Source organism: Selenomonas sp. KH1T6 (assembly GCF_900108415.1).
GTDB classification, from domain to species: domain Bacteria; phylum Bacillota; class Negativicutes; order Selenomonadales; family Selenomonadaceae; genus Selenomonas_B; species Selenomonas_B ruminantium_A.
The window spans coordinates 31,280-53,017 of sequence record NZ_FNWN01000022.1; the positions used below are offsets into that span (position 1 = coordinate 31,280).

Consider the following 21,738-nt stretch of genomic DNA (forward strand, 5'->3'; position numbering starts at 1 on the left):
GCTTTGACGTCCGCAAATTTTTCCATAGTCAAAGAGCCGCCCCTGCCGGGACGGCTCTGTACTATTCTTTTGGTGGAGATGAGGAGAATCGAACTCCTGTCCGAAAATATTGCTACACCGACTTCTCCGAGCGCAGTTTGTGGATTAGTTTAAGGAATCAGCACCCCACAAACAAGGAACCTCATCCCGATTCCGATAAAAAGTTCCCCAGCAGGCCCTCGGACAAAACCTGCCAAGTATCCCACATTTGGCCTCTCTTCTGTCCTAGTGGGAGTCAGTCAGAGAGAGGTGGCTTTAAGCAGCCAGTGCGTAATCTTCGTTAGCTTTTATATTTAAGCTAGTTGCCAATTTTAACGAGATCAGGCGTCTCGGCTCGCTATCGACATACCATCTATCCCCGTCGAGACCATTACATCCCCACAAGATAAAGACACACCAAGCGATTACGCTATCTTCATTATAGAGCAGCCTGTATCAGCTGTCAACAGGCACACTCTGTTTCTGCGTATATTCAGCGCACGCCTGGCTCTCTGCCTTCCTTGAACACCATCATCATCTCATTTGTCAGGCTCAAATCATCTGTCTGCCCCTCTATTTCTGCCCGTGGCACCCAGCGGCCTTCTTTAAGCTCATTTCTCTCCAGCTTTATTTCCGTATCCCCGTCCACATCACAGTAGAACCCCATCAGGAGATCCTGTACGCTGCCCCAGGGCTGGGACTTGTAATAGCGCAGGTTCTTCACCTTCAGCCCTGCTTCCTCCATGACCTCCCGGGCCACACACTCCTCCAGGGTCTCGCCGATTTCCGTGAAGCCTGCAATCAGGGCGTAAAAAGACATGGGGCGGTTGGCGTATTTCGTCATGAGAATGCTGTCGCCATTGATAACCCCCACAATCACCGCAGGCATCAGCCGGGGATAAATCACATGGCCGCAATCTGGGCATTTCAGGGCCCGTTCATTTTCTGAATGAACCGTACTGCTGCCGCAACGCCCACAGAATTTGTTGTCCCGGTACCATACAGCCAGATGGAAGGCTGTATAAGCTGCATACATCAGAAAACGCGGTCCCTTCAGCTTGTAACGTATATCCCTCAGGCTCAGGTAATGATACCAGGGCAATTCTGCCACACTCTCTGCCAGATAGAAGTCCCTTTCGTCTATGGAAAACAAATAGCGGCAGGACGCATCTGCCGGTAGTTCCTCACGCAGGGGGAAACATATCTCTGCTACCCCCTCGCGCACCAGCAAGCTGCCCCCCTGAACGCATATTACCGTATCCTTCGGTCCGCACGCCTTTTCCGGCCTGTACTCGTTCCTGAGTTTCATGGGTGATATATCCTGTATCATCTCAGCAAGATCTCCTTCCTTTATCCTACGTCATACTTTCTCGATATTTCCATGCAGCGGTATAAAAACAGCTTGGAATTAGCAAAATCATCCAGCCTGCCAATTTCCTCAAAGATGCGCCTATCTGCTATCTCCCCCCTGGTTCTGGCAAAGACCCGCGCATCTATTTCCGTGGGAGAAAAGAGATACCAGGCCATATCCCGCTTCAGCCTGTTGCACCGCCTGATATACCCCTCCTCCAGCATCTCATGCTGCATGAGGTGGCGGAACTCATGGTAAACGGAATTTTCCACATCCTCCTGGGAAGTGTGCTCACCAAGGTCAATGACTATGCGGTAAGAGCCGTCATCATCAAAAAATGTATACGCCTTCTGCCCGGGATAGCCTGTAGGCGCGTAGTATATCTTGCCAGCAAGGACGAGTGGGAACCTTGCGAACAATTCTTCAAAAAGTCCTTCAGCTCCATGTTTCCAAAGCAGATGCCTTATACCTTGAAACACCTTCCCCCCTCCCTTGCAAAAAAAATTGCTGATTTGCTTCCAGTATAGAAGAACAAATCAGCAAAATCAACCTTCATTATTTTATGCTATACATCTCAGCCCTTGCGGAACACGAACTCGCCGTTTTCTGCCTCGATCCTTACCGTATCCCCTTCCTGCACTTCGCCCTTGATGATTTCCTTGGAAAGCTCTGTCTCCACAGTATGGGTCAGGAGCCTCCTCAGGGGGCGGGCACCGAAGTTGGGGTCGAACCCCTTGTCTGCCAGAGCGTTCAAAGCCTCTTCGCTCCAGGCTAAGGTGATGCCCACCTGCTTCTCCAGGCGCTTGTCCAAGGCTTTCAAGAGGATGGCGGCAATGCCCTTTACCTGCTCCTTTTCCAGGGCCTTGAAGACAATGGTGTCATCCACCCGGTTCAGGAACTCGGGGCGGAAGTATTCCTTCAGCAGTTCCTTCACCGCCCCCTTGGCCTCCTCGTAATCCTTGTTGAGGATTTCATGGGAACCCAGATTGCTGGTCATGATGATGACTGTGTTCTTGAAGTTCACCACCCGGCCCTTGCCATCAGTGAGGCGGCCATCGTCCAGGATCTGCAGGAGCACGTTGAACACATCACGATGTGCTTTCTCTATCTCGTCCAACAGGATGACGCTATAGGGACGACGACGCACAGCTTCCGTCAGCTGACCACCCTCATCGTAACCCACATAGCCCGGAGGCGCACCGATGAGCCTTGCCACGGAGTGCTTCTCCATGTACTCGGACATATCAATGCGGATCATGCTGCGCTCATCGTCAAAAAGAGCCTCTGCCAAAGTCTTGGCCAGCTCCGTCTTGCCCACCCCCGTGGGGCCCAGGAAGATGAAGGAACCGATGGGACGGTTGGGGTCCTTAATGCCGGCCCGGGCCCGCAGGATAGCTTCACTGACAGCTTTCACTGCCTCGTCCTGGCCCACTACCCGCTCATGGAGCACATCTTCCAGATGAATCAGCTTCTCCCTCTCGCCCGTGAGCATCTTGGACACGGGGATGCCCGTCCAGCGGCTCACCACCTTGGCGATATCTTCCTCACCCACTTCTTCCTTCAAGAGCTGCTCACCCTGGGCGCGGGCGGCAATAGCAGCTTCCTCCTCCTGCAAGGTCTTCTGCAGCTGGGGCAGCTTGCCGTATTTCAGCTCCGACAGGCGGTTCAGGTCATAGGCCCGCTCGGCGGCCTCCATCTGGCCGTTTACCTCGTCGATCTCCTTCTTGATGGCCCTGACCCGCAGGATAGCCTGTTTCTCGCTTTCCCACTTGCCCTGCAGTTCCTTCTCCTGCTGCTGGAGCTGGGCCTTTTCCTCACGGATGCCCTGCAGTTTCTCCTTGGAAGCCTCGTCAGTCTCCTTGTTCAAAGCCTGCTCCTCGATTTCCAGCTGCATGATCTTGCGGCGCAGTTCATCCAGGGGACCGGGCATGGACTCGATTTCCGTGCGCATCTTGGCAGCAGCTTCATCCACCAGGTCGATGGCCTTGTCCGGCAGGAACCTGTCGGAAATATACCTGTCAGACAAAGTGGCTGCCGCCACCAGAGCCGCATCACGGATGCGCACCCCGTGATGCACCTCATAGCGCTCCTTGAGCCCGCGCAGGATGGAGATAGTATCCTCCACGCTGGGCTGGCCCACCAGCACAGGCTGGAAGCGGCGCTCCAGTGCGGTATCCTTCTCGATGTACTTCCTGTACTCATTGAGGGTAGTGGCGCCAATGCAACGCAGCTCGCCCCGGGCCAACATGGGCTTCAGGATATTGCCTGCGTCCATGGCCCCCTCGGCAGCACCTGCCCCCACTACCGTATGCACTTCATCGATGAAAAGGAGAATCTGCCCATCAGACTTGGCAATCTCATTCAGCACACCCTTGAGCCTTTCCTCGAATTCCCCGCGGAACTTGGCTCCTGCCACCAAAGCACCCATGTCCAGGGAGTAAAGGGTCTTGTTCTTCAGGGATTCCGGCACGTCCCCTGCCACAATGCGGCGGGCCAGCCCCTCTACAATGGCGGTCTTGCCCACGCCAGGCTCACCGATGAGCACCGGGTTGTTCTTGGTACGGCGGGAGAGGATTTCGATAGTCCTCCTGATTTCCTCGTCACGGCCAATCACCGGGTCCAGCTTGCCGTGACGGGCCAGGTCCGTGAGGTCCCGGCCGTATTTCTCCAGAGACTTGTAGCCCTCCTCAGGATTGTCACTGGTGACATTCTGCTTGCGGTTCTTTTTGATGGAGTCCTGGATGCGGCTCTTGGTGAGCTTGAACTCCCGGCAGACGGACTGCACCTCTTCTGAGCCATCCGTCACCAGAGCCAGCAGCAGATGCTCGGTGGAAACATACTCGTCCTTCATGGACTTGGAAAGTTCCTCCGCCCTGCCCAGCACTCGCACCATATCCATGCCCATAGAGAGGCGGTCCGTGCCCTTCACCCCGGGAATCTTGCTGAGCACCTGCTCCAGCTTGGCCTTCAGCAAAGGCAGATCCGTCTGGCAGTCCTCAAAGATAGTGTCCAAAAGCCCCTCCGGCTCCTTGGCCAGCGCCAGCAGCACATGGGCCGAAGTGATTTCCTGATGATATTTCATGGCAGCCAGCTGCTGTGCCGACTGCAAGGCCGCCAAAGTGCGGGCCGTGAATTTTTCCTGTCCCATATATATGCCTCCAATCTTGATTGCAAGAGTGATTTCAATTCCTTATGTACTCATTAAAACACAATAAGGTCAAAAAGTCAAATGATTTTCTTGACTTTTTGACCTTATTGATAAAGAAAATGTGCCGAAGGTCTCCTCCGGCACATCTTATGGTCAGCGCATTAGGGCGTGTTGATTAAATGAACTTGGCCTAGATTTGCGGGGATTGGCTGTCCATTGCAAGGCGACAAACCGGAGGCATAGCGGTGCTATGTCGAGGATTTGTCAACGAAGCAGGGACAGTCAAGACCCGTGAAGATGGGCTTAGTGAATTAATCAACACGCCCTAGGCCATGGCAGTCATCTGATAGCGGCTGCGCACGCGCTCCATCATCGCTTCATAACAGTTGAACAGGCTTTCCAGAACTGATTTATTCTCATCAAGGTCTTTCCGCACGAAATACTGGCGGATTTCCTGCTGAGCTGCCTTATCATCCTCGTCGTAAATATCCATCAACAGTTTCATGGTGAAACGGTGATGCTTGCTCTGCTCCTCAGACAGGGGCCTTATCAGCACTTCATAGAGCCTGACGATCCGCTCTGAAAAATCCAATACGCTCTCAGCGGGATACTTCTTGAAATGTATGGAGAGTATCTGGCCCACCAGCATCTTCATATCATTCCATTTGTCATCATTCAGGACATAACAATCCCGAAGCCGCAAATCCGTTTCGATGTAAGCATAAGCCTTCAAACGCTCCGACCATTCGCTAGACAGCAGCCATCGGTAGAATTTCTCCAAGCCTATCTCCTCGCTTTCGTCACTGAATCATCCCTCGTTACCCCGATTCTCTATGATTATATTATTCCGCGAGAATCTGAAAAATTCCTGCATGGAATATTCAGAAAGGCAAAAATTATGTTACAAAGTTACATTTTCTTAAGTTGCCCAAGGAAGTTCTGCAGCATCCTGTGCCCCTCTGGTGTGAGGATGGATTCCGGGTGGAACTGGATGCCCTCCACCGGATATTCCCTGTGCCTGAGCCCCATGATGATGCCATCAGAGAGCTCGCTGGTGACTTCCAGGCAGTCCGGCAGGCTTTCCCTCTCCACTATCAGAGAATGATAACGGGCCACAGGCGTATCCTGGGGCAGGCCTTCATAGAGGCCCTTGCCATTATGATGGATGGGAGACGGCTTGCCATGGACGATTTCGCCAGCCCGCACCACCTTGCCGCCGTATACCTCGCCAATAGCCTGATGGCCCAGGCAGATGCCCAGGATGGGCAAGTCCTTCCCCAGCTCACGGACAGCCTCCTCGCTGATGCCTGCGTCCTTTGGCACCCCTGGGCCGGGGGAGATGACCATGGCCTCATAGCCTTTCCTGCGGATTTCATCCACCGTGATCTTGTCGTGGCGGATGACCTCTACCTCCGCCCCCAGTTCCGAAAGCAGCTGATATACATTGTAAGTGAAGGAATCGTAGTTATCTAAAAGCAATATCACCGTTTTCCACCTCCTCCACTACTTCAAAGAGCGCCCTGGACTTCTGCAGGATTTCCTGATATTCCTTCTCCGGCACGGAATCAGCCACAATGCCCGCACCGGACTGAATGACCGCTTCCCTGTCCTTTTCGATGCGCATGGTGCGCAAAGTGATGCACATGTCCATATTCCCGGCAAAGTCCATATAGCCCACAGTGCCGGAATAGGACCCACGCCGCACAGGCTCCAGTTCATTGATGATCTCCATGGCCCGAAGCTTCGGCGCCCCGCTGACGGTGCCTGCAGGAAAGGTAGCCCGCAGCACATCCATGGGAGCGTACTCCTGCCTGAGCTTTCCCTGCACCTCTGATACCATGTGCATGACATGGCTGAAGTATTCCACTTCCTTCAGCTTCGTCACCCGCACAGTGCCAGCCTCGCTGATGCGACCCAGATCGTTGCGGGCCAGGTCCACCAGCATGGAATGCTCAGCACATTCCTTTTCGTCGGCCTTCAGCTCAACAGAAAGCGCCTCGTCCTCCCTGAGGCTGCCTCCCCTGCGCCTGGTGCCTGCAATTGGATATGTATAGACCGTCCTCCCCGCCACCTTCACCAGCATCTCTGGAGACGCTCCCACCAGCTTCACCGGGCCGAAGTCCAGATAGAACATATAGGGAGAGGGATTCACCTGACGCAGCCTGCGGTAGAAATGAAAGCAGGGCTTGGTGATGGACGCCCGGAACTGCCGGGAAGGCACTACCTGAAAGATATCCCCGGCAAAGATATGCTCCTTGGCCTTGCCGATAGCCTCCAGGAAATCCTTTGGTGCCTGACCATAGAGAGCCTGGAAGTCCAGCTTCTGTTCCCTCTGCTTTTCTTCTGCAGCAGTACGGGGCACAGGCCCCTCCAGGCATTTCACCACCTCTTCCATGCGGGCGGCAGCCTCGTCGTAGACCTCCGCTGCTTCCCTGCCCTGGGACTCTGCCAGATACACTAACCTGGCAGAGTTCTTCAGAGCATCAAAGACCACCAGCAGGCGGCAGATCATGAACTGGCCCAGGATCTCATTTTCCCCAATGGAGAGGCCCCGCACCCGGTCAAAGACAGCGGCTATCTCGTAGTTGAAATAGCCTACCAGTCCCCCGTTCACCAAGGGCAGTTCATCTGTCAGCAGGGGACGGAACTCCCTCATATACTCCTTCAGAGCCGCCACCGGCTCCCCCTGTATGCAGCGCATGACATCGTCCTGCTGCACCATGAGGTGGTCCTTGAAGACCTGGAGACGCACGAAGGGCTCCGCTCCTATGAAGGAGTACCTGCCGAACTGCTGGTGGGTGGTATCCACCGACTCCAGGATATAGCCCCGGCTGCCCTCCACCAGCTTGGCATAGACCGATACCGGGGTATCCATATCCATATTTATTTCCGTAGAAAGGGCAATGAGATTTGCCCTTTCAGACATGCTTACGAATTCTTCTCTTGAAGGCTTCAGCTCCATAGACATCGCCCCTAAACTTTGGCAGTATTGATATCCTTGATGATATCCTTCTCAGGCTTGCCCAGCACCCACCCCAGGGTCTTGATCTCGGAGTACAGCATGACCCGCTGCTCCCTGTTGTCATCGTGACTGCGCATATATTCCTGATACTGGATAATAGACTGATTGTACTTTGCCAGGATTTCCTGGGTGTGGCGGCCATGGCGGCGGGTGATGAGGTTGCCATCCTTGACCCTTACTTTCTTCAAAAGCTCCACCGGGTCATCCTGCATATTTATTTTCTTCTTGTTTTCAAAATCCTCAAAAATACTCATCTTGCTGCCTCCTGTCTGTCAAAAATCCACATGCAGGAGTATTCGTCATGAGAGCAGGATTTTCCTGTCAGGACCTCAGCCAAAAGCCTTGTCCAGAGCCTTGCGCATATTGCCGATCAGCTCCATGGCCTCGTCCTGCCGGCCGTCCAGCAGGCGCTTCACCACGGCACTGCCCACGATGACCCCGTCTGCATGGGCAGCAGCGGCGGCAGCCGCCTCCGGGGTGCCGATGCCAAAGCCGATGGCCAGAGGAACCTTTGTATGCTTGCGGGCCTCGGCGCAGACTCTGCCAATGACGCTGTAGTCAATCTCCTTCACACCGGTGACACCGTAGTTGGACACACAGTACACGAAGCCGGTGGCTTCGGTGCAGGTGGCGCTCATGCGCTCCCCTGTGGTGCCGGGAGTGACGAACTCCATGAAGTGGAAGCTGTGAGCAGCAGCTATCTTCCTCATGTCCCCGGCCTCCTCATGGGGCACATCAGGGGCAATGAGGCCGTCCATGCCTGCTGCCATGGCATCTTCCACGAAGCGTTCAAAGCCGTAGTGGTGCATCTGGTTGATGTAGCCCATGGCCACCAGGGGAACCTCGGAGAACTTGCGGATCTCCCTCACGATTTCAAAAACCTTGGGCAGGGTCATACCATGCTTCAATGCCTCCACAGAAGCAGTCTGGATGACAGGACCGTCTGCCATGGGGTCAGAGAAGGGCACTCCCAGCTCGATGATGTCCGCCCCGGCTTCCACAGCCCGGCGCACTGCCTCGATGGTGCCGGCTGCATCGGGCATGCCGGCGGTGATATAGATGATCAGCGCCTTGCGGCCCTGGTCTTTCAGCTCTGCAAATTTATTTTCCAGCCTCGTAGCCATCATGCTTCCTCCCCCAATACCTTTGCCACCATCTGCACATCCTTGTCCCCACGTCCGGAAAGCGTCACCACTACAGTTTCCTCCGGGCTGGTCTCAGGCATCAGCTTCTCCAGATATGCCAGGGCATGGGAGCTCTCCACCGCAGGGATGATGCCCTCGATGCCGGAGAGGCGCTGGAAGGCTGCCAATGCCTCCTCATCGGTGACAGATACATACTGGGCCACGCCGCTGTCCTTGTAGAAGGAATGCTCCGGGCCTACCCCGGGATAATCCAGGCCGGCAGAAATGCTGTAGGCCTCCACCACCTGGCCGTCGTCGTCCTGCAGGAGATAGCTGAAAGCCCCGTGCAGGATGCCCGGCTCACCGGTGCCGGACAGGGTCTTGGCGTTGTCCCCGGCAGCCTCTCCCCGGCCACCGGCCTCTACGCCGATCTTCTTCACTGACTTATCATCACGGAAGTCATAGAAGGTGCCGATGGCATTGCTGCCGCCACCCACGCAGGCCACCACATAATCCGGCAGCCCCCCCAGCTTCTCCACGGACTGCTGGCGGATTTCCTCGCCAATGCATTTCTGGAAATCCCTGACCATGGCCGGATAAGGATGGGGCCCCACGGCAGAACCGATGATGTAGTGGGTATCCTGGATATTGGTAGCCCAGTAGCGGATGGCCTCGCTGGTGGCATCCTTCAGAGTGCCGGTGCCGGAGGAAACGGGAATGACCTTGGCTCCCAGGAGCTTCATGCGGAACACATTGAGCTTCTGGCGCTCCACATCCACCGCCCCCATGAATACGTGGCATTCCATGCCGAAAAGGGCTGCCACGGTAGCCGTGGCCACACCGTGCTGGCCTGCGCCTGTCTCAGCCACCACCCGCTTCTTGCCCATGCGCTTGGCCAGGAGTGCCTGGCCCAGGGCGTTGTTGATCTTGTGGGCGCCTGTATGCAGCAGGTCTTCCCGCTTGAGGAAGATCCTGGCCCTGCCATAGTGCTTTGTCAGCCGCTCTGCATAGTAGAGATTGGTGGGACGTCCTGCATACTCCCGCAGGTAGCTCCTGAACTCCTCCTGGAACTCAGGATCCTCTTTGTATTTGAGATAAGCTTCCTCCAGCTCATTCAGAGCCGGCATCACGATTTCCGGCACGTACTGTCCGCCAAACTTGCCAAATCTGCCCTTGGTATTCATCAGATATTCCTCATTTCCTAATATAGTCAAGCCGAAGCCTCGGCCTTTTCTCCAACCTTTGCCATCAGGCGGGTCTGGCGGGCTATATCATTGGCCCTCACCAGTCCCTCCCCCACCAGGATGCCCTTGCAGCCCGCCTGCTGCAGGATTTCCGCATCCTCCTGGGTGAAGACGCCGCTTTCGCTGATAAGGCTGCGCTCCCCCGTCACATAGGGCAGCAGCTCCAACGTATTCTGGATATCTGTCTCAAAGGTCACCAGATTGCGGTTGTTGATGCCGATGTACTCAGCAGGAGTGGACAGAGCCGCCTCCATATCCTCTTCGTCATGGACCTCCACCAAGGCATCCATGCCCAGGCTCCAGGTGGTGTAAAGGTACTCCTTGAGCTGGGCGGGAGAAAGGATGCGGGCTATCAGCAGCACCGCATCCGCCCCCAGGAGCCTGGCCTCATAGAGCTGATACTCGTCAATGACGAAATCCTTCCGCAGCAGGGGAAGCTCCACCGCCTGGCGCACTTCCCTGAAGGATTCATTGCTGCCCAGGAAGTGCGGGTCAGTGTGGACGGACAGCATGGCCGCCCCGTTGGCCTCATAGATATGGGCCATCTCCACCACGGAGTGGGTCTTGTTCAGCCTCCCCTTGGCCGGGGACTGGAGCTTGCACTCGGCAATCAGATTCCAATCCCGCTGGCGGAAGCTGTGGGACATGCGGAAATGTCCGAACTGCCCCTTGCCCTCATTCAGCCTGGCCTTGATTTCCGTCAAAGGCATTTCCCTGCGGGCGTCATTTACAATCTCTTTTTTCTTTGCCACAATCTCGGCTAATATATCTTTCATGGTCTTGCACCTCTCTGTCTTTAATTTAGCCTCCACCGTTTACGGGGGAGGGGGACCACGCTAGTGGTGGAAGGGGGAACGGCCTTCAGCCCCGCCATCGCTCTGCCTCCCGCAGGAAGGAAGTTATCAGCCTCACTGATTTCTCTCCCTGCTCCTCCAGGCTGCCGGACACATCCACGCCGTAGGGATGAAAGGTTTCCGCCACCTCGGAAAGATTCTCCTCAGAAATCCCCCCTGCCACCAGCAAGGGCTTCCCAAGGCTGGCCACCTCCCGGCTGGCTTCCTGCCAGGCGAAGGTCTTGCCCGTGCCTCCCGCCTCACCTTTCACAAAGCTGTCCAGCAGTATGATTTCTGCTGGATAATGCCCGGCCTCATCAGCGTTGAAGTTATCTCCATAACGGTAAGCTTTGATGACCGGCCTTGCTACCCGTCTGGCATAAGCCTCATCTTCATGGCCATGCAGCTGTACGTAATCAAGGCTGCAGAACTCTGCAATCTCATTGACTTCGGATAAGGGAGCATCCACGAAGACGCCCACTCTCTTGCTATGCCTGATCCCGGTGGAAATCTCTTTCACAATCTCTGGCGCCACATAGCGGCGGCTGCCCTTGTAGAAGATGAAGCCCAAAAGATCAGCCCCGGCAGCTTCTGCCGCCAAGGCAGCCCCCTCTGTCTTCATCCCGCATATCTTGACTATCATCTCACAGCCTCCTCCCCCTTCCGTCAGCCCTGCGGGCTGCCACCTTCCCCGCAAGCGGGGCAGGCTAAGAGGAATTATTAAAAACAAAAGCCCCGGCAGGAAATATCTCTTCCTGCCGGGGCGAAATATCTTCGCGGTGCCACCCGATTCAAACCTAAAGAAAGGCTCCTCATTTCAGGCACGGAGAAAAGCTCGATGCCCTAGCCCTGTAACGGGGGCAGCCGTCCCAGCCTACTGGCATTTATGCAATGCTTTCGGTGAGCTCTCACAGAACCATTCATCAAACCTCGTCCATCGGGCCTCCCACCTCCGGAAAACCGGTCCCCGACTCGCTGAAGGACTGCAATCTGACTACTCTTTCTGCTCTACGATTTAAACGCTGTAAAGTTGTAACCTCAACTGATGGTCTTTATAATACCTGCCTTAACTCCTTTTGTCAAGGGTTAATTTTTGTAAATAGATGTAAATTCTACAAAAACATTCGTCAGCATGCACAACAATCAGCACTGACTGCCATAGCCCCATGGCCTGACAAGCATAAAAAAGACCCCGCCAAACCATGTCTGACGGGATCTTGCAATATTCTCTTGTAAGCGGATTAACGCTTGGAGAACTGGGAAGCCTTGCGGGCTTTCTTGAGGCCGTACTTGCGACGCTCCTTCTCGCGGGGATCGCGAGTGACGAAGCCAGCCTTCTTCAGAGCCGGACGGAGCTCAGCATCCATCTCCATGAGCGCACGGGTGATGCCGTGGCGGATGGCGCCTGCCTGGCCGGACACGCCGCCGCCAGCAACGTTGGCGATGACGTCATACTTGTCAACAGTCTCAGTGAGGTTCAGAGGCTGACGAACGATGAGTTCGAGAGTCTTGAGACCGAAATACTCTTCCATGGTACGACCGTTGATCGTAACCTTGCCCTCGCCTGGAACCAGACGAACACGGGCAACAGAGGATTTCCTGCGGCCGGTGCCGTAGTAGCTTACTTGTGCCATGTAATATGTTCCTCCCTATCCAGATTAGCGAATGTTAAGCTCGAGCTTCTCGGGCTTCTGAGCTGCATGCGGATGCTCGCTGCCAGCGTAAACGCTGAGCTTGCGGTACATCTGAGCGCCGAGGCGGTTGTGCGGCAGCATGCCCTTGATAGCGTGCTCCAGAACGCGCTCCGGGAAACGCTCCAGCATGTGGCCTGCCTGGGTGAAGGTAGTGCCGCCCTGGTAGCCGGAATGACGGAAATAAGTCTTGTTGATGAGCTTCTTTCCAGTGAACTTAACTTTCTCTGCATTGATGACGATGACATAATCACCCGTATCAACATGCGGAGTAAAAGTCGGTTTATTTTTACCGCGAAGAACTTTTGCGACTTCGGCTGCGAGGCGGCCGACAGTCTGGCCTTCAGCGTCTACAACATACCATTTACGCTCGATATTGGATGCGTTTGCCATAAACGTTGTCTTCATGCGATTTCCCCCCTATTGGTTTTCAAATATCATTTCGATTGCGCTGCCTTAGCACTGGCGTCCGGGGCTAATGGATCAACCTTTGCCTTGACATCACATAGAACTATTCTACAGAAAAGGGTTATGCTAGTCAAGAGTTTTTTTGTTTTACCAGAAACTTTTTTATCACAAGTCAAAAAGCATTCTAAGGCGTTCGGGGCAGGGGCATGACAGAGCTTCACTTGAAATTTTGCCTGGGGCAAAATTTCACGCGTTCCGCTTCTGCCATGCCCCTGCCCCTCGCTTGTTAATCTCTTTTAGAAGAAGATGCTATGGCCTGCAGCTCTTCTTTATCGAACTGATATTTCTCACCGCAGAAATGGCAGACCACCTCTGCCTGGCCGTCCTGGATAAGGCTGTCAATATCCTGCTTGTCAAGGCTGGCCAGCACGCCGCCGATGCGCTCCTTGGAGCAGTGGCAGCGGAAGGCCAGGTCCGTGGTGGACAGGCAGCTCACCTCAAAGCCTTCCAGCAGTTCCTCAATGATGCCCTTGGCATCAAGTCCCCGCTCCACCATCCTGGAAACGGAATTGACTTTCCTGAGATTCGATTCCAGCTTATCAATAACCTCATCAGAGGCCCCGGGCAGGGGCTGGATGATGAAGCCGCCGGCACCGATGCACTTGAATTCCTTGTCCACCAGCACTCCCAATCCCACGGAGGAAGGAGTCTGCTCAGACACATAGAGGTAATTCATAAGGTCATCGGCTATCTCCCCGTCCGTCAGCTCGCAGCTGCCGGAGACAGGCTCCTTGAGCCCCGTGAAGCGGGTGACGGTGACGAGGCCGTTCGTGCCTACGCCGCCCCCCACATCGATCTTGCCCAGGCTGTTCAAAGGAAGGTTCACATGGGGTTCCCCCACGCATCCGCGCACATAGCCCTCAGGGGTAGCATCGGCGGTCACAGTGCCCAGAGGGCCGCCGCCGTTGAACTTGATAGTGATGGCTTCCTCATTCTTTAGATTGGCCGCCATGAGCAGCGCCCCGGTCATGGTGCGCCCCAGAGCCGCTGCTGCCACTGGGTAGCAGTCATGGCGGGAAATTGCCTCATTCACGAGCTCCGTGGTCACCGCCGCATAGACGCGCACGCCCTCGGCGGTAGCTTTTACTAAATGGTCTTTCATTATATTAAAACTTCAACTCCTGCAAAACTTCGTCCGTATCCAAATCATAGATGCGGATGCCCTCATCGTCCATCACCGCTGCCGTCTGGCGTCCGTCCTCCCGCTTGGAGAGGGCCGCAGAACCGGGATTGAGGAAAATGGTATTGCCGCGCTTCTCCAGCACCGTGATATGTACATGGCCGCTGATGAAGACATCGGCCTTCAGGTGAGATGCCATCTTGTCCTTTTCCTCATTGGACATGACGCTGTCCCCATGGGTGACGATGATGCGGCGTCCCTCCTGCACCACATAGGCGTAGGGAGCCTGCACCGGCAGCTCCAGGCAGCTGGCATCCACAGAGGAATCGCAGTTGCCCTTGGCGATGATTACCGGCACAGGGCACTCATTGATACGCTGCACCAGGCCTGCGGGATTGTAATCCTCCTTCATGGGATTGCGGGGGCCATGATAGAGCACATCCCCGGCATGGAGAATCATATCCGCATCATGGAAATGCTTGTCAAAAGCCTTGGCCCAGGCCCCTTCATGGCCGTGGGTATCGCTGATAATGCCTATTTTCATGGAATTGCCTCCTAAACACCAGCAGAGAAAACCTTAGCCAATCTTCTTCAAGAGGTTGGCCATCTCCATGGCAGCCATGGCGCTGTCGGAGCCCTTGTTGCCAGCCTTGGTGCCGGCACGCTCGATGGCCTGCTCGATATTCTCGGTAGTGACCACACCGAAGATGGTGGGAATGCCGCTGTTCATGCCCACCTGGGCCACGCCCTTGGAAACCTCGTTGCACACATAATCATAATGGGTCGTGGAACCGCGGATAACCGCACCCAGGCAGATGACAGCATCATACTTGCCGCTCTCAGCCATCTTCTTGGCCACTACGGGAATCTCGAATGCTCCCGGCACCCAGGCCACGTCCACATCCTCATCAGCCGTCTCATGGCGATGCAGGGTGTCCAGCGCGCCTCCCAGCAGCTTGGAAGTGATGAACTCGTTGAAACGGGCTACTACGATGCCGAATTTCAGGCCTTTGCCAGTTATATAGCCTTCCAGTACATTTGCCATTTTCTTTTCCTCCTAAGTATATGAAATAAGAATTTATTTGCCTTCCAAAGTCTCTTCCGAAAGCTTGTGGCCCATCTTGGCCTTCTTAACCCTGAGGTAGCGCTTGTCGAACTTGTTGGCCTTGACCTGCAGGGGCACCCGCTCCACGATTTCCAGACCGTAGCCCTCAAGGCCTGCCCTTTTCGCCGGGTTATTAGTCATAAGGCGGATGCTGGTGAGGCCCAGGTCGGAAAGAATCTGGGCACCGATGCCGTAATCCCGGAGATCCGGGGCAAAGCCCAGTTCCACATTGGCCTCCACCGTATCTGCCCCCTTGTCCTGCAGGGCATAGGCGCGCATCTTGTTGGCCAGGCCGATGCCGCGGCCCTCCTGGCGCATGTAGAGCACCACGCCCTCGCCCTCAGCCTCAATCTTCTTCAGGGCCAGGGCCAGCTGGTCGCCGCAGTCGCAGCGCAGGGAGCCCAGGGCATCTCCCGTAAGGCACTCGGAATGTACGCGCACCAGCACATCCTTCTTGCCAGCCACATCTCCCTTGACGATGGCCAGATGGCACTTGCCGTCCAGCTTGCTTTCGTAGGACTTGATGCGGAAATGGCCGAACTTGCTGGGGAAATCCACATCTGCCACCCGCTGGATAAAGGTCTCCGTGCGCTTGCGGTACTCAATGAGGGCCTTGACAGTGATGATGTTCAGCCCGTGCTCTGCCGCAAACTCAATGAGGCGCGGGGTGCGCATCATGTGGCCGTCATCGTCCATAATCTCCACGCAGAGACCTGCAGGATAGAAGCCCGCCAGCCTTGCCAGGTCCACCGTGGCTTCCGTATGGCCTGCCCGGCGCAGCACGCCGCCCTCCACAGCCCGCAGGGGGAACACATGGCCGGGACGGCGGAAGCTGGAGGCCTTGGCGGTGGGGTCCAGAAGCTTCTTGATGGTCTGGCAGCGTTCAAAGGCGGAAATGCCCGTATCCGTATCAAAGGCATCAATGGACACGGTGAAAGCCGTCTCGTGGTTGTCCGTATTGTTCACCACCATCTGGCCGATGTTCAGCTCATCCAGGCGCTGGCCGTCAATAGGAGTGCATATTAGGCCCTTGGCGAATTTCGCCATGAAGTTGATATCCTCGGGAGTCACAGTAGCGGCGGACACTATGAGGTCCCCCTCATTCTCCCTGTCCTCATCATCCACTACCACTACCATCTTGCCATGCTTGATGTCCTCGATGGCCTGTTCCACCGTGGCAAATTTATCCTTGTAATCAGCAGCCTGTTCAGACATGTTTTTAGGCTCCTTTCCTATCTCAAAATCCATTCTGCAATAAAAACTCCCGGGTAAGGCCGCTTTGCTTTTCCTTAGCCTCGCTCCCCCGCAGGAGTTTTTCCACATACTTGCCCAGCACATCCGTCTCGATGTTGATGGGGCTGCCCTTCTGCTTGGCGTGCAGGTTGGTCACCTCACGGGTATGGGGGATAAGGCTCACGGTGAAATCCGTCTCCGTCACCGCCGCCACCGTCAGGCTGATGCCATCCAGGGCCACAGAACCCTTCTCCACAATATAATGGAGGATTTCCGGCGCCGCCTGCACCTTCAGCAGGACCGCATTGCCCTCACTAACAAAGGATTCCACTTCCCCGGTACCGTCAATATGGCCGCTGACGATATGGCCTCCCAGGCGGCTGGAGAGAGTCAGGGCCCGTTCCAGATTCACGGGACTGCCCTTCTTCAGCTCCCGCAAAGCCGTGCGCCTGATGGTCTCAGGCATCACATCGGCAGTGAAGTGCCGCTTGTCAAAGCTGGTGACCGTCAGGCAGATGCCATTGACGGCAATGCTGTCCCCCAACTGCACATCCTCCAGCACCTTGTCAGCAAAAATGGAAAGGCGGCCCGAGCCGATGCTGTCTACCCTGCCCAATTCTTCGATAATGCCAGTAAACAACCTTCCCACCTCAGCTTTCTTCCACGTCCATCTGCAGCCACAGGGGCATATCTTCCTTCTGCACATAGCCGGTGAGCAGCACATCTATGCCCACCGTCTCGGCCTCCAGGCGGGTAAGCTCTGCAGCTTCCGAAAGCTCTGCAAAGCCCTCCCCTTCTACAGGTGTCTTGGCCTCCCTGCCCCCAATGATCTTTGGAGCCACAAAGGCGTAAACCTTGTCCACCAGTCCGGCTTTCAGCAGGGAGAAATTTACTGTGCCACCGCCTTCCACAAAAACAGAGGTGATGTCCCTCTCCCCCAGTGCCCTCATGAGCAAAGTCATATCCACCTGAGGACCGGGGCCGGCCAATATTATCTCAGCGCCAGCCGACTTCAAAGCTTCCACTCTTTCTTTAGGGGCAGCTTCCGTCACCGCAATAAGGACAGGTGCCGCACCATCTGTTAAAAGCTTGGAATCAAGCGGCGTACGGGCCATGCTGTCTGCGATGATCCGCACGGGATTTTTTCCCAGGCCGCCTTCCAGCCGTGTGGTGAGGCTGGGGTCATCAGCCAGCACCGTACCAATGCCTGCCAGGATGCCGTCATACACATCCCGGTACTCGTGCACCCTGCGGCGTGCCTCCTCTCCGGTAATCCACTGGGAACCCCCCGTAAAGGTGGCAATCTTGCCGTCCAGGCTCATGGCAGTCTTCATGGCCACCAGCGGCAGCCCCGTCTGAATCCATTTCAGGAAAGCTTCATTGAGCCGTGCTGCCTCTCTGGCCAGCACGCCGCACTTGACTTCAATGCCCGCTTCCTCCAGAATGGCAATGCCCTTGCCTGCCACCTTGGGATTGGGGTCCTGCAGGGCTATCACCACCCGGGCGATGCCCGCCTCAGCCACTGCCTTGGCGCAGGGACCTGTGCGGCCGTAGTGGGCACAGGGTTCCAAGGTCACATAGAGCGTTGCCCCCCTGGCCAGCTCACCCGCCATGCGCAGGGCATGGATTTCCGCATGAGGCGTCCCTGCCTCACGGTGCCAGCCCGTGGCAATGATGCGCCCCTCCCGGACTATCACCGCCCCCACCAGGGGATTGGGCGAAGTGCGACCCCGGGCGTTTTCCGCCGCCCGCAGAGCCTCCCGCATATAATCTTCATCCGTCACCAAACTCACCTCGCTATAAATCATTTAATGAGGCAAAGTTCTTCAAACCAAAAAGCCCCGCAGGAGAAAACTCTTCTGCGAGGTCTTTGCATGCAAAATAAAGCCTAACATGCCTTTTCTCATCCAGACTATTCCGCAACAGCTGCTACGGAGAAGCAAAGCTTCACTGTCGGCCACGGAATCTCGCCGTGTCGTGCTCCAACCATCAGGAGCTTGCGGGCTATACCGCCGGTGGGGAAATTCTCCCCGCCTCAAAGAGCGATGTCTCATCAGCTAATAGCATAACATAATTTTTCAGATTTTTCCATAGGCAAATGCACTTAAAACTCACTGTCGCTGTCATTCCTGAGCTGTATGGCTTCGGCTATATGACCGGCCTCTATATTTTCCGCCCCGGACAGATCAGCTATCGTCCTGGCCACCTTCACAATGCGGTCATATGACCTGGCAGACAGGTTCAGGCTTTTGAAAGCCTGCTCAAGAAGCTTCTGCGCCTGAGGTTCCAGGTTGCAAAGCTTTTGCAAAAGAGCATGATTCATCTGGGCGTTGCAGAACAGATGGTACGCTCCCAAACGCTTCAGCTGTACCTCTCTGGCCGCCAAGACCCTCTTGCGTATCTGGCTGGAAGATTCCGCCCGCTTCCTGGAAGAAAGCTCCTCATACTTCACCCTGGGCACCCTGATATGGATATCTATGCGGTCAAGCAGCGGGCCTGAAATCTTTTGATTGTAACGCTTGATTTCCGCAGGCGTGCACCTGCAGTCCTTTTCTTTGTCCCCAGCCCAGCCACAAGGGCAGGGATTCGCAGCTGCGATCAGGATGAAACTGGAGGGGAAGGTCAGGGAAGCATGCACTCTGGAAATGGTGATCTGCCTGTCTTCTATGGGCTCGCGCAGCACTTCAAGAGTCTTCTTGCTGAACTCCGGCAGCTCATCCAGGAAGAGCACGCCATGATGAGCCAGCGTCACCTCTCCTGGCTTCGGCACGCTGCCGCCGCCAATCAAGGCCGTCATGGAACTGGTATGATGAGGACTGCGGAAAGGCCGCTCCTTCACCAGCCCCTTACCCGAGAGCAGCCCTGCTATGCTGTAGATTTTTGTCACTTCCAAGGCTTCTTCCCTGGTCATCTCCGGCAGGATAGAACTCATACGCCGTGCCAGCATAGTCTTGCCTGCACCCGGCACCCCCACCATGAGCACATTGTGGCCTCCTGCAGCAGCGATTTCCAGCGCCCGCTTGGCCTGATACTGCCCCTGCACATCGGCGAAATCATCCGCAAAATCCCGGTCTGCCCTTTCCTCTGGCTGAGGCCTGGCCGGCTCCAGCGCCTCCTGGCCATTCAGGTAGCGCACCAGCTGGCCCAAATCACTCAGGGCATACACCGTCAGTCCATCTACCAGCAAAGCTTCTTCTGCATTTTCTTCTGCCACAAAGATATTTTCAAAGCCCGCCTCCCTGGCTTTCACCGCCATAGGCAGGACACCCTTTACTCCACGGCACTTCCCTTCCAAAGAAAGTTCCGCTGTAAAAAGGCTCTTCTCCACACTTTCCTGGGTGACAGTCCCATAGGCCGTCAAAAGTCCCACAGCGATGGGCAGATCAAGACCTGAGCTATCCTTCTTCAGATCTGCCGGGGCAAGGTTGATAGTGACACGCTCCTGCCGCAGCTTGATGCCCGTATTGCGGATAGCGGTGCGCACACGTTCCTTTGATTCCTTCACCGCTGCATCCGGCAAGCCCACTATATCCATGCCTGGCAAGCCGGAGCTTGCATCAACCTCCGTGGTGATGATCACCCCATCCACCCCCAGGGTAGCCGCTCCGAATGTTCTGGCAAACAATCCTACTCCCCCTTTCCTCTACGCTTCAAAGGCTCCCGGCAAATGCCTGATATGGCAGGTCTCGCCATGAGCATAGACTTCCAGCACGTCAAAACGGCAGGGGCACTCTTCCAGATGCCTCTGCCTCAAATACCATTTTGCTGTCATGATGATCTTCTGCTGCTTGCGATAGCCCACAGCCTGGGCAGGCTGGCCGCATTTCCCTGAGCGGCGGGTCTTCACCTCTGCAAAGACAAGAATATCCCCTATGCCCGCCACAATGTCAATCTCCCCTGCGGGCACTCTGAAATTCCGCTCAAGTATCTCATAGCCGTGACGCTTCAGATAGAGAGCCGCAGCTTCCTCGCCGCGGCTCCCCAGGCTCTTGTTATCCATCCGCAGGACCTTCTTTTTCTACCTCTGGTTGTTTTTCTTGCGACGCTCCCCGGCGTGCTTGTCTATGCGGTAGACATAAGCCATGACCTCTGCAATGGCCCGATAGAGCTCCGGGGGTATCTCCCTGTCTATATCCAGCGCCATCAGCATATTCACCAGGGTCTTGTTCTGATATACCGGCACAGCAGCCCTTTGAGCCGCCGCCATGATATTTTCCGCCACATAGCCCCTGCCCTTGGCCACCACCTTGGGGGCCCTGTCCCTTTCCATATCATAGCGCAGAGCCACCGCTTTGGCTTCTGCATTAGGATCAGTTTCCGGCTCCTCTATGGGACGGCTCCCCCTCCTGGGCATATCTCTCACCTACCTCGTTATCCCATTTCCTCTCTGCTCTTATTCGCTTCCCAGCCCGCTATTCCTGCCTGCTGGCAGACTTTTCTCAGATAAAACGCCGCTCTCCCACAGCCCCTACCTTCAGCTCATTGAGTTTCAGATTATCTGAGCCTCTAAGGGCCCGCCTTATATCCTGCATGCTGGCCCGGAATTCATCAGCAATCTCAGAATCCGAGAAGAAAAGCCTCATATCCAGCTGGTTTTCGTCAAAGACCCGGCAGGTAAGCTCCACTGCCCCGATATTTTCCGTCAGCACGCAAAGCCTGAGCCAGGTTTCCTTTTTCAGATAACCAGTTTCCGGATCCTGCCTGGCCTCGTCGTAAACATGAATATAGGAAGGATAGCTCTGCTCATTTTCCCCTAAATACATGGGCATCATAAAACTCAGGGCCCGCTGCCCCTGCACCACGGAATTATCCCCTGACATGGAACCCCGCATGGCCAGCACGAAAGCCGCTACGTCACGGCTTGCATTTTTCAGCTGCTTGCCATTCATCTGGCGGGTATTAGCCATATCGCAAAGCTGCATAAAGGCATAGAGCCTGGGAAGGTCGGGTATATTCTGCTGCAAAGCCGCCTGCTGGACAGTGACGGGCACGTTCTGCTGGCAAAGGCGGATAAGCTGCTGCAGCTGTCTGGCCTCCTGCTCCCCCATGGTGCTCTGACGGCCATTGACAAAATTCTGCAGAAGCTGGGCATCCCGCTGGGTAAGCTGGGCGTTCTTCAAGAGCAGCTGAGCCAGATCCTTCATGGTTTCCATGGTCTGAGGAGTGTTCTCCATAGTCTGGCTCATAAGCTGTGCCTTGGCCTGCTGCATGGCCTCCTGCTGAGGAGAATTTGGCTGGGTGAGCTGCCCCTGCTGATGCTGCATCCGCAGCTGTTGCATAAAGAACGGTTCCTGCTGAAGAGTCTGATTTTGTTGTGACATTGATTGCTGCCCCTGGGGCGTCTGTTGCATCTGCTGCCCCTGCTGCATCATGGGCTGCTG

General features: G+C 55.6%; 22 protein-coding genes, 1 other RNA gene, 1 pseudogene and 1 other annotated feature. All 24 genes and pseudogenes read right to left on the reverse strand.

Going from position 1 to position 21,738, the window contains the following annotated elements; all coding sequences use genetic code 11:
* Positions 1-70 precede the first annotated feature (70 nt).
* Positions 71-419, reverse strand: a transfer-messenger RNA (tmRNA) gene (gene ssrA / locus BLW59_RS12145).
* Between the two features lie 92 nt (positions 420-511).
* The gene (gene nudC / locus BLW59_RS12150; RefSeq protein ID WP_074698015.1) at positions 512-1,348 is read right to left on the reverse strand and encodes an NAD(+) diphosphatase; all 837 of its coding nucleotides are present in this window, start codon (positions 1,346-1,348) and stop codon (positions 512-514) included.
* A gap of 20 nt (positions 1,349-1,368) precedes the next feature.
* Complete coding sequence (locus BLW59_RS12155; RefSeq protein WP_074698016.1) at positions 1,369-1,848, reverse strand: hypothetical protein; 480 nt, start codon at positions 1,846-1,848, stop codon at positions 1,369-1,371.
* 95 nt (positions 1,849-1,943) lie between these two features.
* Positions 1,944-4,517 (reverse strand): ATP-dependent chaperone ClpB, encoded by a 2,574-nt coding sequence (gene clpB, locus BLW59_RS12160; RefSeq protein WP_074698017.1) that lies wholly within the window; start codon positions 4,515-4,517, stop codon positions 1,944-1,946.
* Between the two features lie 325 nt (positions 4,518-4,842).
* On the reverse strand, positions 4,843-5,298 hold the full coding sequence (locus tag BLW59_RS12165) for a hypothetical protein (protein WP_029542963.1): 456 nt from the start codon (positions 5,296-5,298) through the stop codon (positions 4,843-4,845).
* A 128-nt stretch (positions 5,299-5,426) separates the two neighbouring features.
* Positions 5,427-6,002, reverse strand: coding sequence for an anthranilate synthase component II (locus BLW59_RS12170; protein WP_029542961.1), 576 nt, complete (start codon positions 6,000-6,002; stop codon positions 5,427-5,429).
* On the reverse strand, positions 5,983-7,479 hold the full coding sequence (locus BLW59_RS12175) for an anthranilate synthase component I family protein (RefSeq protein ID WP_074698018.1): 1,497 nt from the start codon (positions 7,477-7,479) through the stop codon (positions 5,983-5,985). The genes BLW59_RS12170 and BLW59_RS12175 overlap by 20 nt, the downstream gene beginning before the upstream one ends.
* A gap of 11 nt (positions 7,480-7,490) precedes the next feature.
* Positions 7,491-7,793 (reverse strand): hypothetical protein, encoded by a 303-nt coding sequence (locus BLW59_RS12180; RefSeq protein WP_318253543.1) that lies wholly within the window; start codon positions 7,791-7,793, stop codon positions 7,491-7,493.
* Between the two features lie 75 nt (positions 7,794-7,868).
* A complete protein-coding gene (gene trpA, locus BLW59_RS12185) occupies positions 7,869-8,663 on the reverse strand; it encodes a tryptophan synthase subunit alpha (RefSeq protein ID WP_029542956.1) in 795 nt (264 codons plus the stop codon).
* Complete coding sequence (trpB, locus tag BLW59_RS12190; protein ID WP_029542954.1) at positions 8,663-9,847, reverse strand: tryptophan synthase subunit beta; 1,185 nt, start codon at positions 9,845-9,847, stop codon at positions 8,663-8,665. The genes trpA and trpB overlap by 1 nt, the downstream gene beginning before the upstream one ends.
* Before the next feature lie 26 nt (positions 9,848-9,873).
* Positions 9,874-10,683, reverse strand: coding sequence for an indole-3-glycerol phosphate synthase TrpC (gene trpC / locus BLW59_RS12195; protein WP_074698019.1), 810 nt, complete (start codon positions 10,681-10,683; stop codon positions 9,874-9,876).
* Positions 10,684-10,768: 85 nt separating this feature from the next.
* Positions 10,769-11,383 (reverse strand): phosphoribosylanthranilate isomerase, encoded by a 615-nt coding sequence (locus BLW59_RS12200; RefSeq protein WP_074698020.1) that lies wholly within the window; start codon positions 11,381-11,383, stop codon positions 10,769-10,771.
* Between the two features lie 113 nt (positions 11,384-11,496).
* Positions 11,497-11,760, reverse strand: a binding site (T-box leader).
* A 221-nt stretch (positions 11,761-11,981) separates the two neighbouring features.
* Entirely contained in the window at positions 11,982-12,374 is a 393-nt protein-coding gene (gene rpsI, locus BLW59_RS12205) for a 30S ribosomal protein S9 (protein WP_026760347.1), read from the reverse strand.
* A 24-nt stretch (positions 12,375-12,398) separates the two neighbouring features.
* Positions 12,399-12,839 carry a 50S ribosomal protein L13 gene (rplM, locus tag BLW59_RS12210; RefSeq protein WP_029540369.1) on the reverse strand — a complete coding sequence of 147 codons (441 nt, stop codon included), beginning with the start codon at positions 12,837-12,839 and terminating at the stop codon, positions 12,399-12,401.
* A gap of 286 nt (positions 12,840-13,125) precedes the next feature.
* On the reverse strand, positions 13,126-14,001 hold the full coding sequence (gene hslO, locus BLW59_RS12215) for an Hsp33 family molecular chaperone HslO (RefSeq protein ID WP_074698021.1): 876 nt from the start codon (positions 13,999-14,001) through the stop codon (positions 13,126-13,128).
* A gap of 4 nt (positions 14,002-14,005) precedes the next feature.
* The gene (gene yfcE / locus BLW59_RS12220) at positions 14,006-14,563 is read right to left on the reverse strand and encodes a phosphodiesterase (RefSeq protein WP_029540373.1); all 558 of its coding nucleotides are present in this window, start codon (positions 14,561-14,563) and stop codon (positions 14,006-14,008) included.
* Positions 14,564-14,596: 33 nt separating this feature from the next.
* Positions 14,597-15,064 (reverse strand): 6,7-dimethyl-8-ribityllumazine synthase, encoded by a 468-nt coding sequence (gene ribE / locus BLW59_RS12225; protein WP_029540374.1) that lies wholly within the window; start codon positions 15,062-15,064, stop codon positions 14,597-14,599.
* Positions 15,065-15,097: 33 nt separating this feature from the next.
* Entirely contained in the window at positions 15,098-16,339 is a 1,242-nt protein-coding gene (locus BLW59_RS12230) for a bifunctional 3,4-dihydroxy-2-butanone-4-phosphate synthase/GTP cyclohydrolase II (protein ID WP_029540376.1), read from the reverse strand.
* Positions 16,340-16,361: 22 nt separating this feature from the next.
* Positions 16,362-16,997 (reverse strand): riboflavin synthase, encoded by a 636-nt coding sequence (locus BLW59_RS12235; protein ID WP_029540378.1) that lies wholly within the window; start codon positions 16,995-16,997, stop codon positions 16,362-16,364.
* A 10-nt stretch (positions 16,998-17,007) separates the two neighbouring features.
* Entirely contained in the window at positions 17,008-18,165 is a 1,158-nt protein-coding gene (gene ribD, locus BLW59_RS12240) for a bifunctional diaminohydroxyphosphoribosylaminopyrimidine deaminase/5-amino-6-(5-phosphoribosylamino)uracil reductase RibD (RefSeq protein ID WP_074698022.1), read from the reverse strand.
* Between the two features lie 296 nt (positions 18,166-18,461).
* Positions 18,462-19,982: a YifB family Mg chelatase-like AAA ATPase gene (locus BLW59_RS12245; RefSeq protein ID WP_029540383.1), complete on the reverse strand. Its 1,521-nt coding sequence runs from the start codon at positions 19,980-19,982 to the stop codon at positions 18,462-18,464.
* 18 nt (positions 19,983-20,000) lie between these two features.
* The gene (locus BLW59_RS12250; RefSeq protein WP_074698023.1) at positions 20,001-20,357 is read right to left on the reverse strand and encodes a YraN family protein; all 357 of its coding nucleotides are present in this window, start codon (positions 20,355-20,357) and stop codon (positions 20,001-20,003) included.
* 18 nt (positions 20,358-20,375) lie between these two features.
* Positions 20,376-20,711: an EscU/YscU/HrcU family type III secretion system export apparatus switch protein gene (locus BLW59_RS12255; RefSeq protein ID WP_029540387.1), complete on the reverse strand. Its 336-nt coding sequence runs from the start codon at positions 20,709-20,711 to the stop codon at positions 20,376-20,378.
* A gap of 85 nt (positions 20,712-20,796) precedes the next feature.
* Positions 20,797-21,738 (reverse strand): annotated as a pseudogene (locus BLW59_RS12260) (hypothetical protein); the annotation flags it as partial.

What these genes read in the sequence shown, in the direction of transcription:
- BLW59_RS12255 (WP_029540387.1), bottom strand. Translation starts at nt 20,711, where the DNA reads ATGCCCAGGAGGGGGAGCCGTCCCATAGAGGAGCCGGAAACTGATCCT.
- hslO (WP_074698021.1), bottom strand. Translation starts at nt 14,001, where the DNA reads ATGAAAGACCATTTAGTAAAAGCTACCGCCGAGGGCGTGCGCGTCTAT.
- ribD (WP_074698022.1), bottom strand. Translation starts at nt 18,165, where the DNA reads ATGATTTATAGCGAGGTGAGTTTGGTGACGGATGAAGATTATATGCGG.
- rplM (WP_029540369.1), bottom strand. Translation starts at nt 12,839, where the DNA reads ATGAAGACAACGTTTATGGCAAACGCATCCAATATCGAGCGTAAATGG.
- rpsI (WP_026760347.1), bottom strand. Translation starts at nt 12,374, where the DNA reads ATGGCACAAGTAAGCTACTACGGCACCGGCCGCAGGAAATCCTCTGTT.
- BLW59_RS12230 (WP_029540376.1), bottom strand. Translation starts at nt 16,339, where the DNA reads ATGTCTGAACAGGCTGCTGATTACAAGGATAAATTTGCCACGGTGGAA.
- trpA (WP_029542956.1), bottom strand. Translation starts at nt 8,663, where the DNA reads ATGGCTACGAGGCTGGAAAATAAATTTGCAGAGCTGAAAGACCAGGGC.
- BLW59_RS12250 (WP_074698023.1), bottom strand. Translation starts at nt 20,357, where the DNA reads ATGGATAACAAGAGCCTGGGGAGCCGCGGCGAGGAAGCTGCGGCTCTC.
- clpB (WP_074698017.1), bottom strand. Translation starts at nt 4,517, where the DNA reads ATGGGACAGGAAAAATTCACGGCCCGCACTTTGGCGGCCTTGCAGTCG.
- BLW59_RS12180 (WP_318253543.1), bottom strand. Translation starts at nt 7,793, where the DNA reads ATGAGTATTTTTGAGGATTTTGAAAACAAGAAGAAAATAAATATGCAG.
- nudC (WP_074698015.1), bottom strand. Translation starts at nt 1,348, where the DNA reads ATGATACAGGATATATCACCCATGAAACTCAGGAACGAGTACAGGCCG.
- BLW59_RS12200 (WP_074698020.1), bottom strand. Translation starts at nt 11,383, where the DNA reads ATGATAGTCAAGATATGCGGGATGAAGACAGAGGGGGCTGCCTTGGCG.
- ribE (WP_029540374.1), bottom strand. Translation starts at nt 15,064, where the DNA reads ATGGCAAATGTACTGGAAGGCTATATAACTGGCAAAGGCCTGAAATTC.
- trpB (WP_029542954.1), bottom strand. Translation starts at nt 9,847, where the DNA reads ATGAATACCAAGGGCAGATTTGGCAAGTTTGGCGGACAGTACGTGCCG.
- BLW59_RS12175 (WP_074698018.1), bottom strand. Translation starts at nt 7,479, where the DNA reads ATGGAGCTGAAGCCTTCAAGAGAAGAATTCGTAAGCATGTCTGAAAGG.
- yfcE (WP_029540373.1), bottom strand. Translation starts at nt 14,563, where the DNA reads ATGAAAATAGGCATTATCAGCGATACCCACGGCCATGAAGGGGCCTGG.
- trpC (WP_074698019.1), bottom strand. Translation starts at nt 10,683, where the DNA reads ATGAAAGATATATTAGCCGAGATTGTGGCAAAGAAAAAAGAGATTGTA.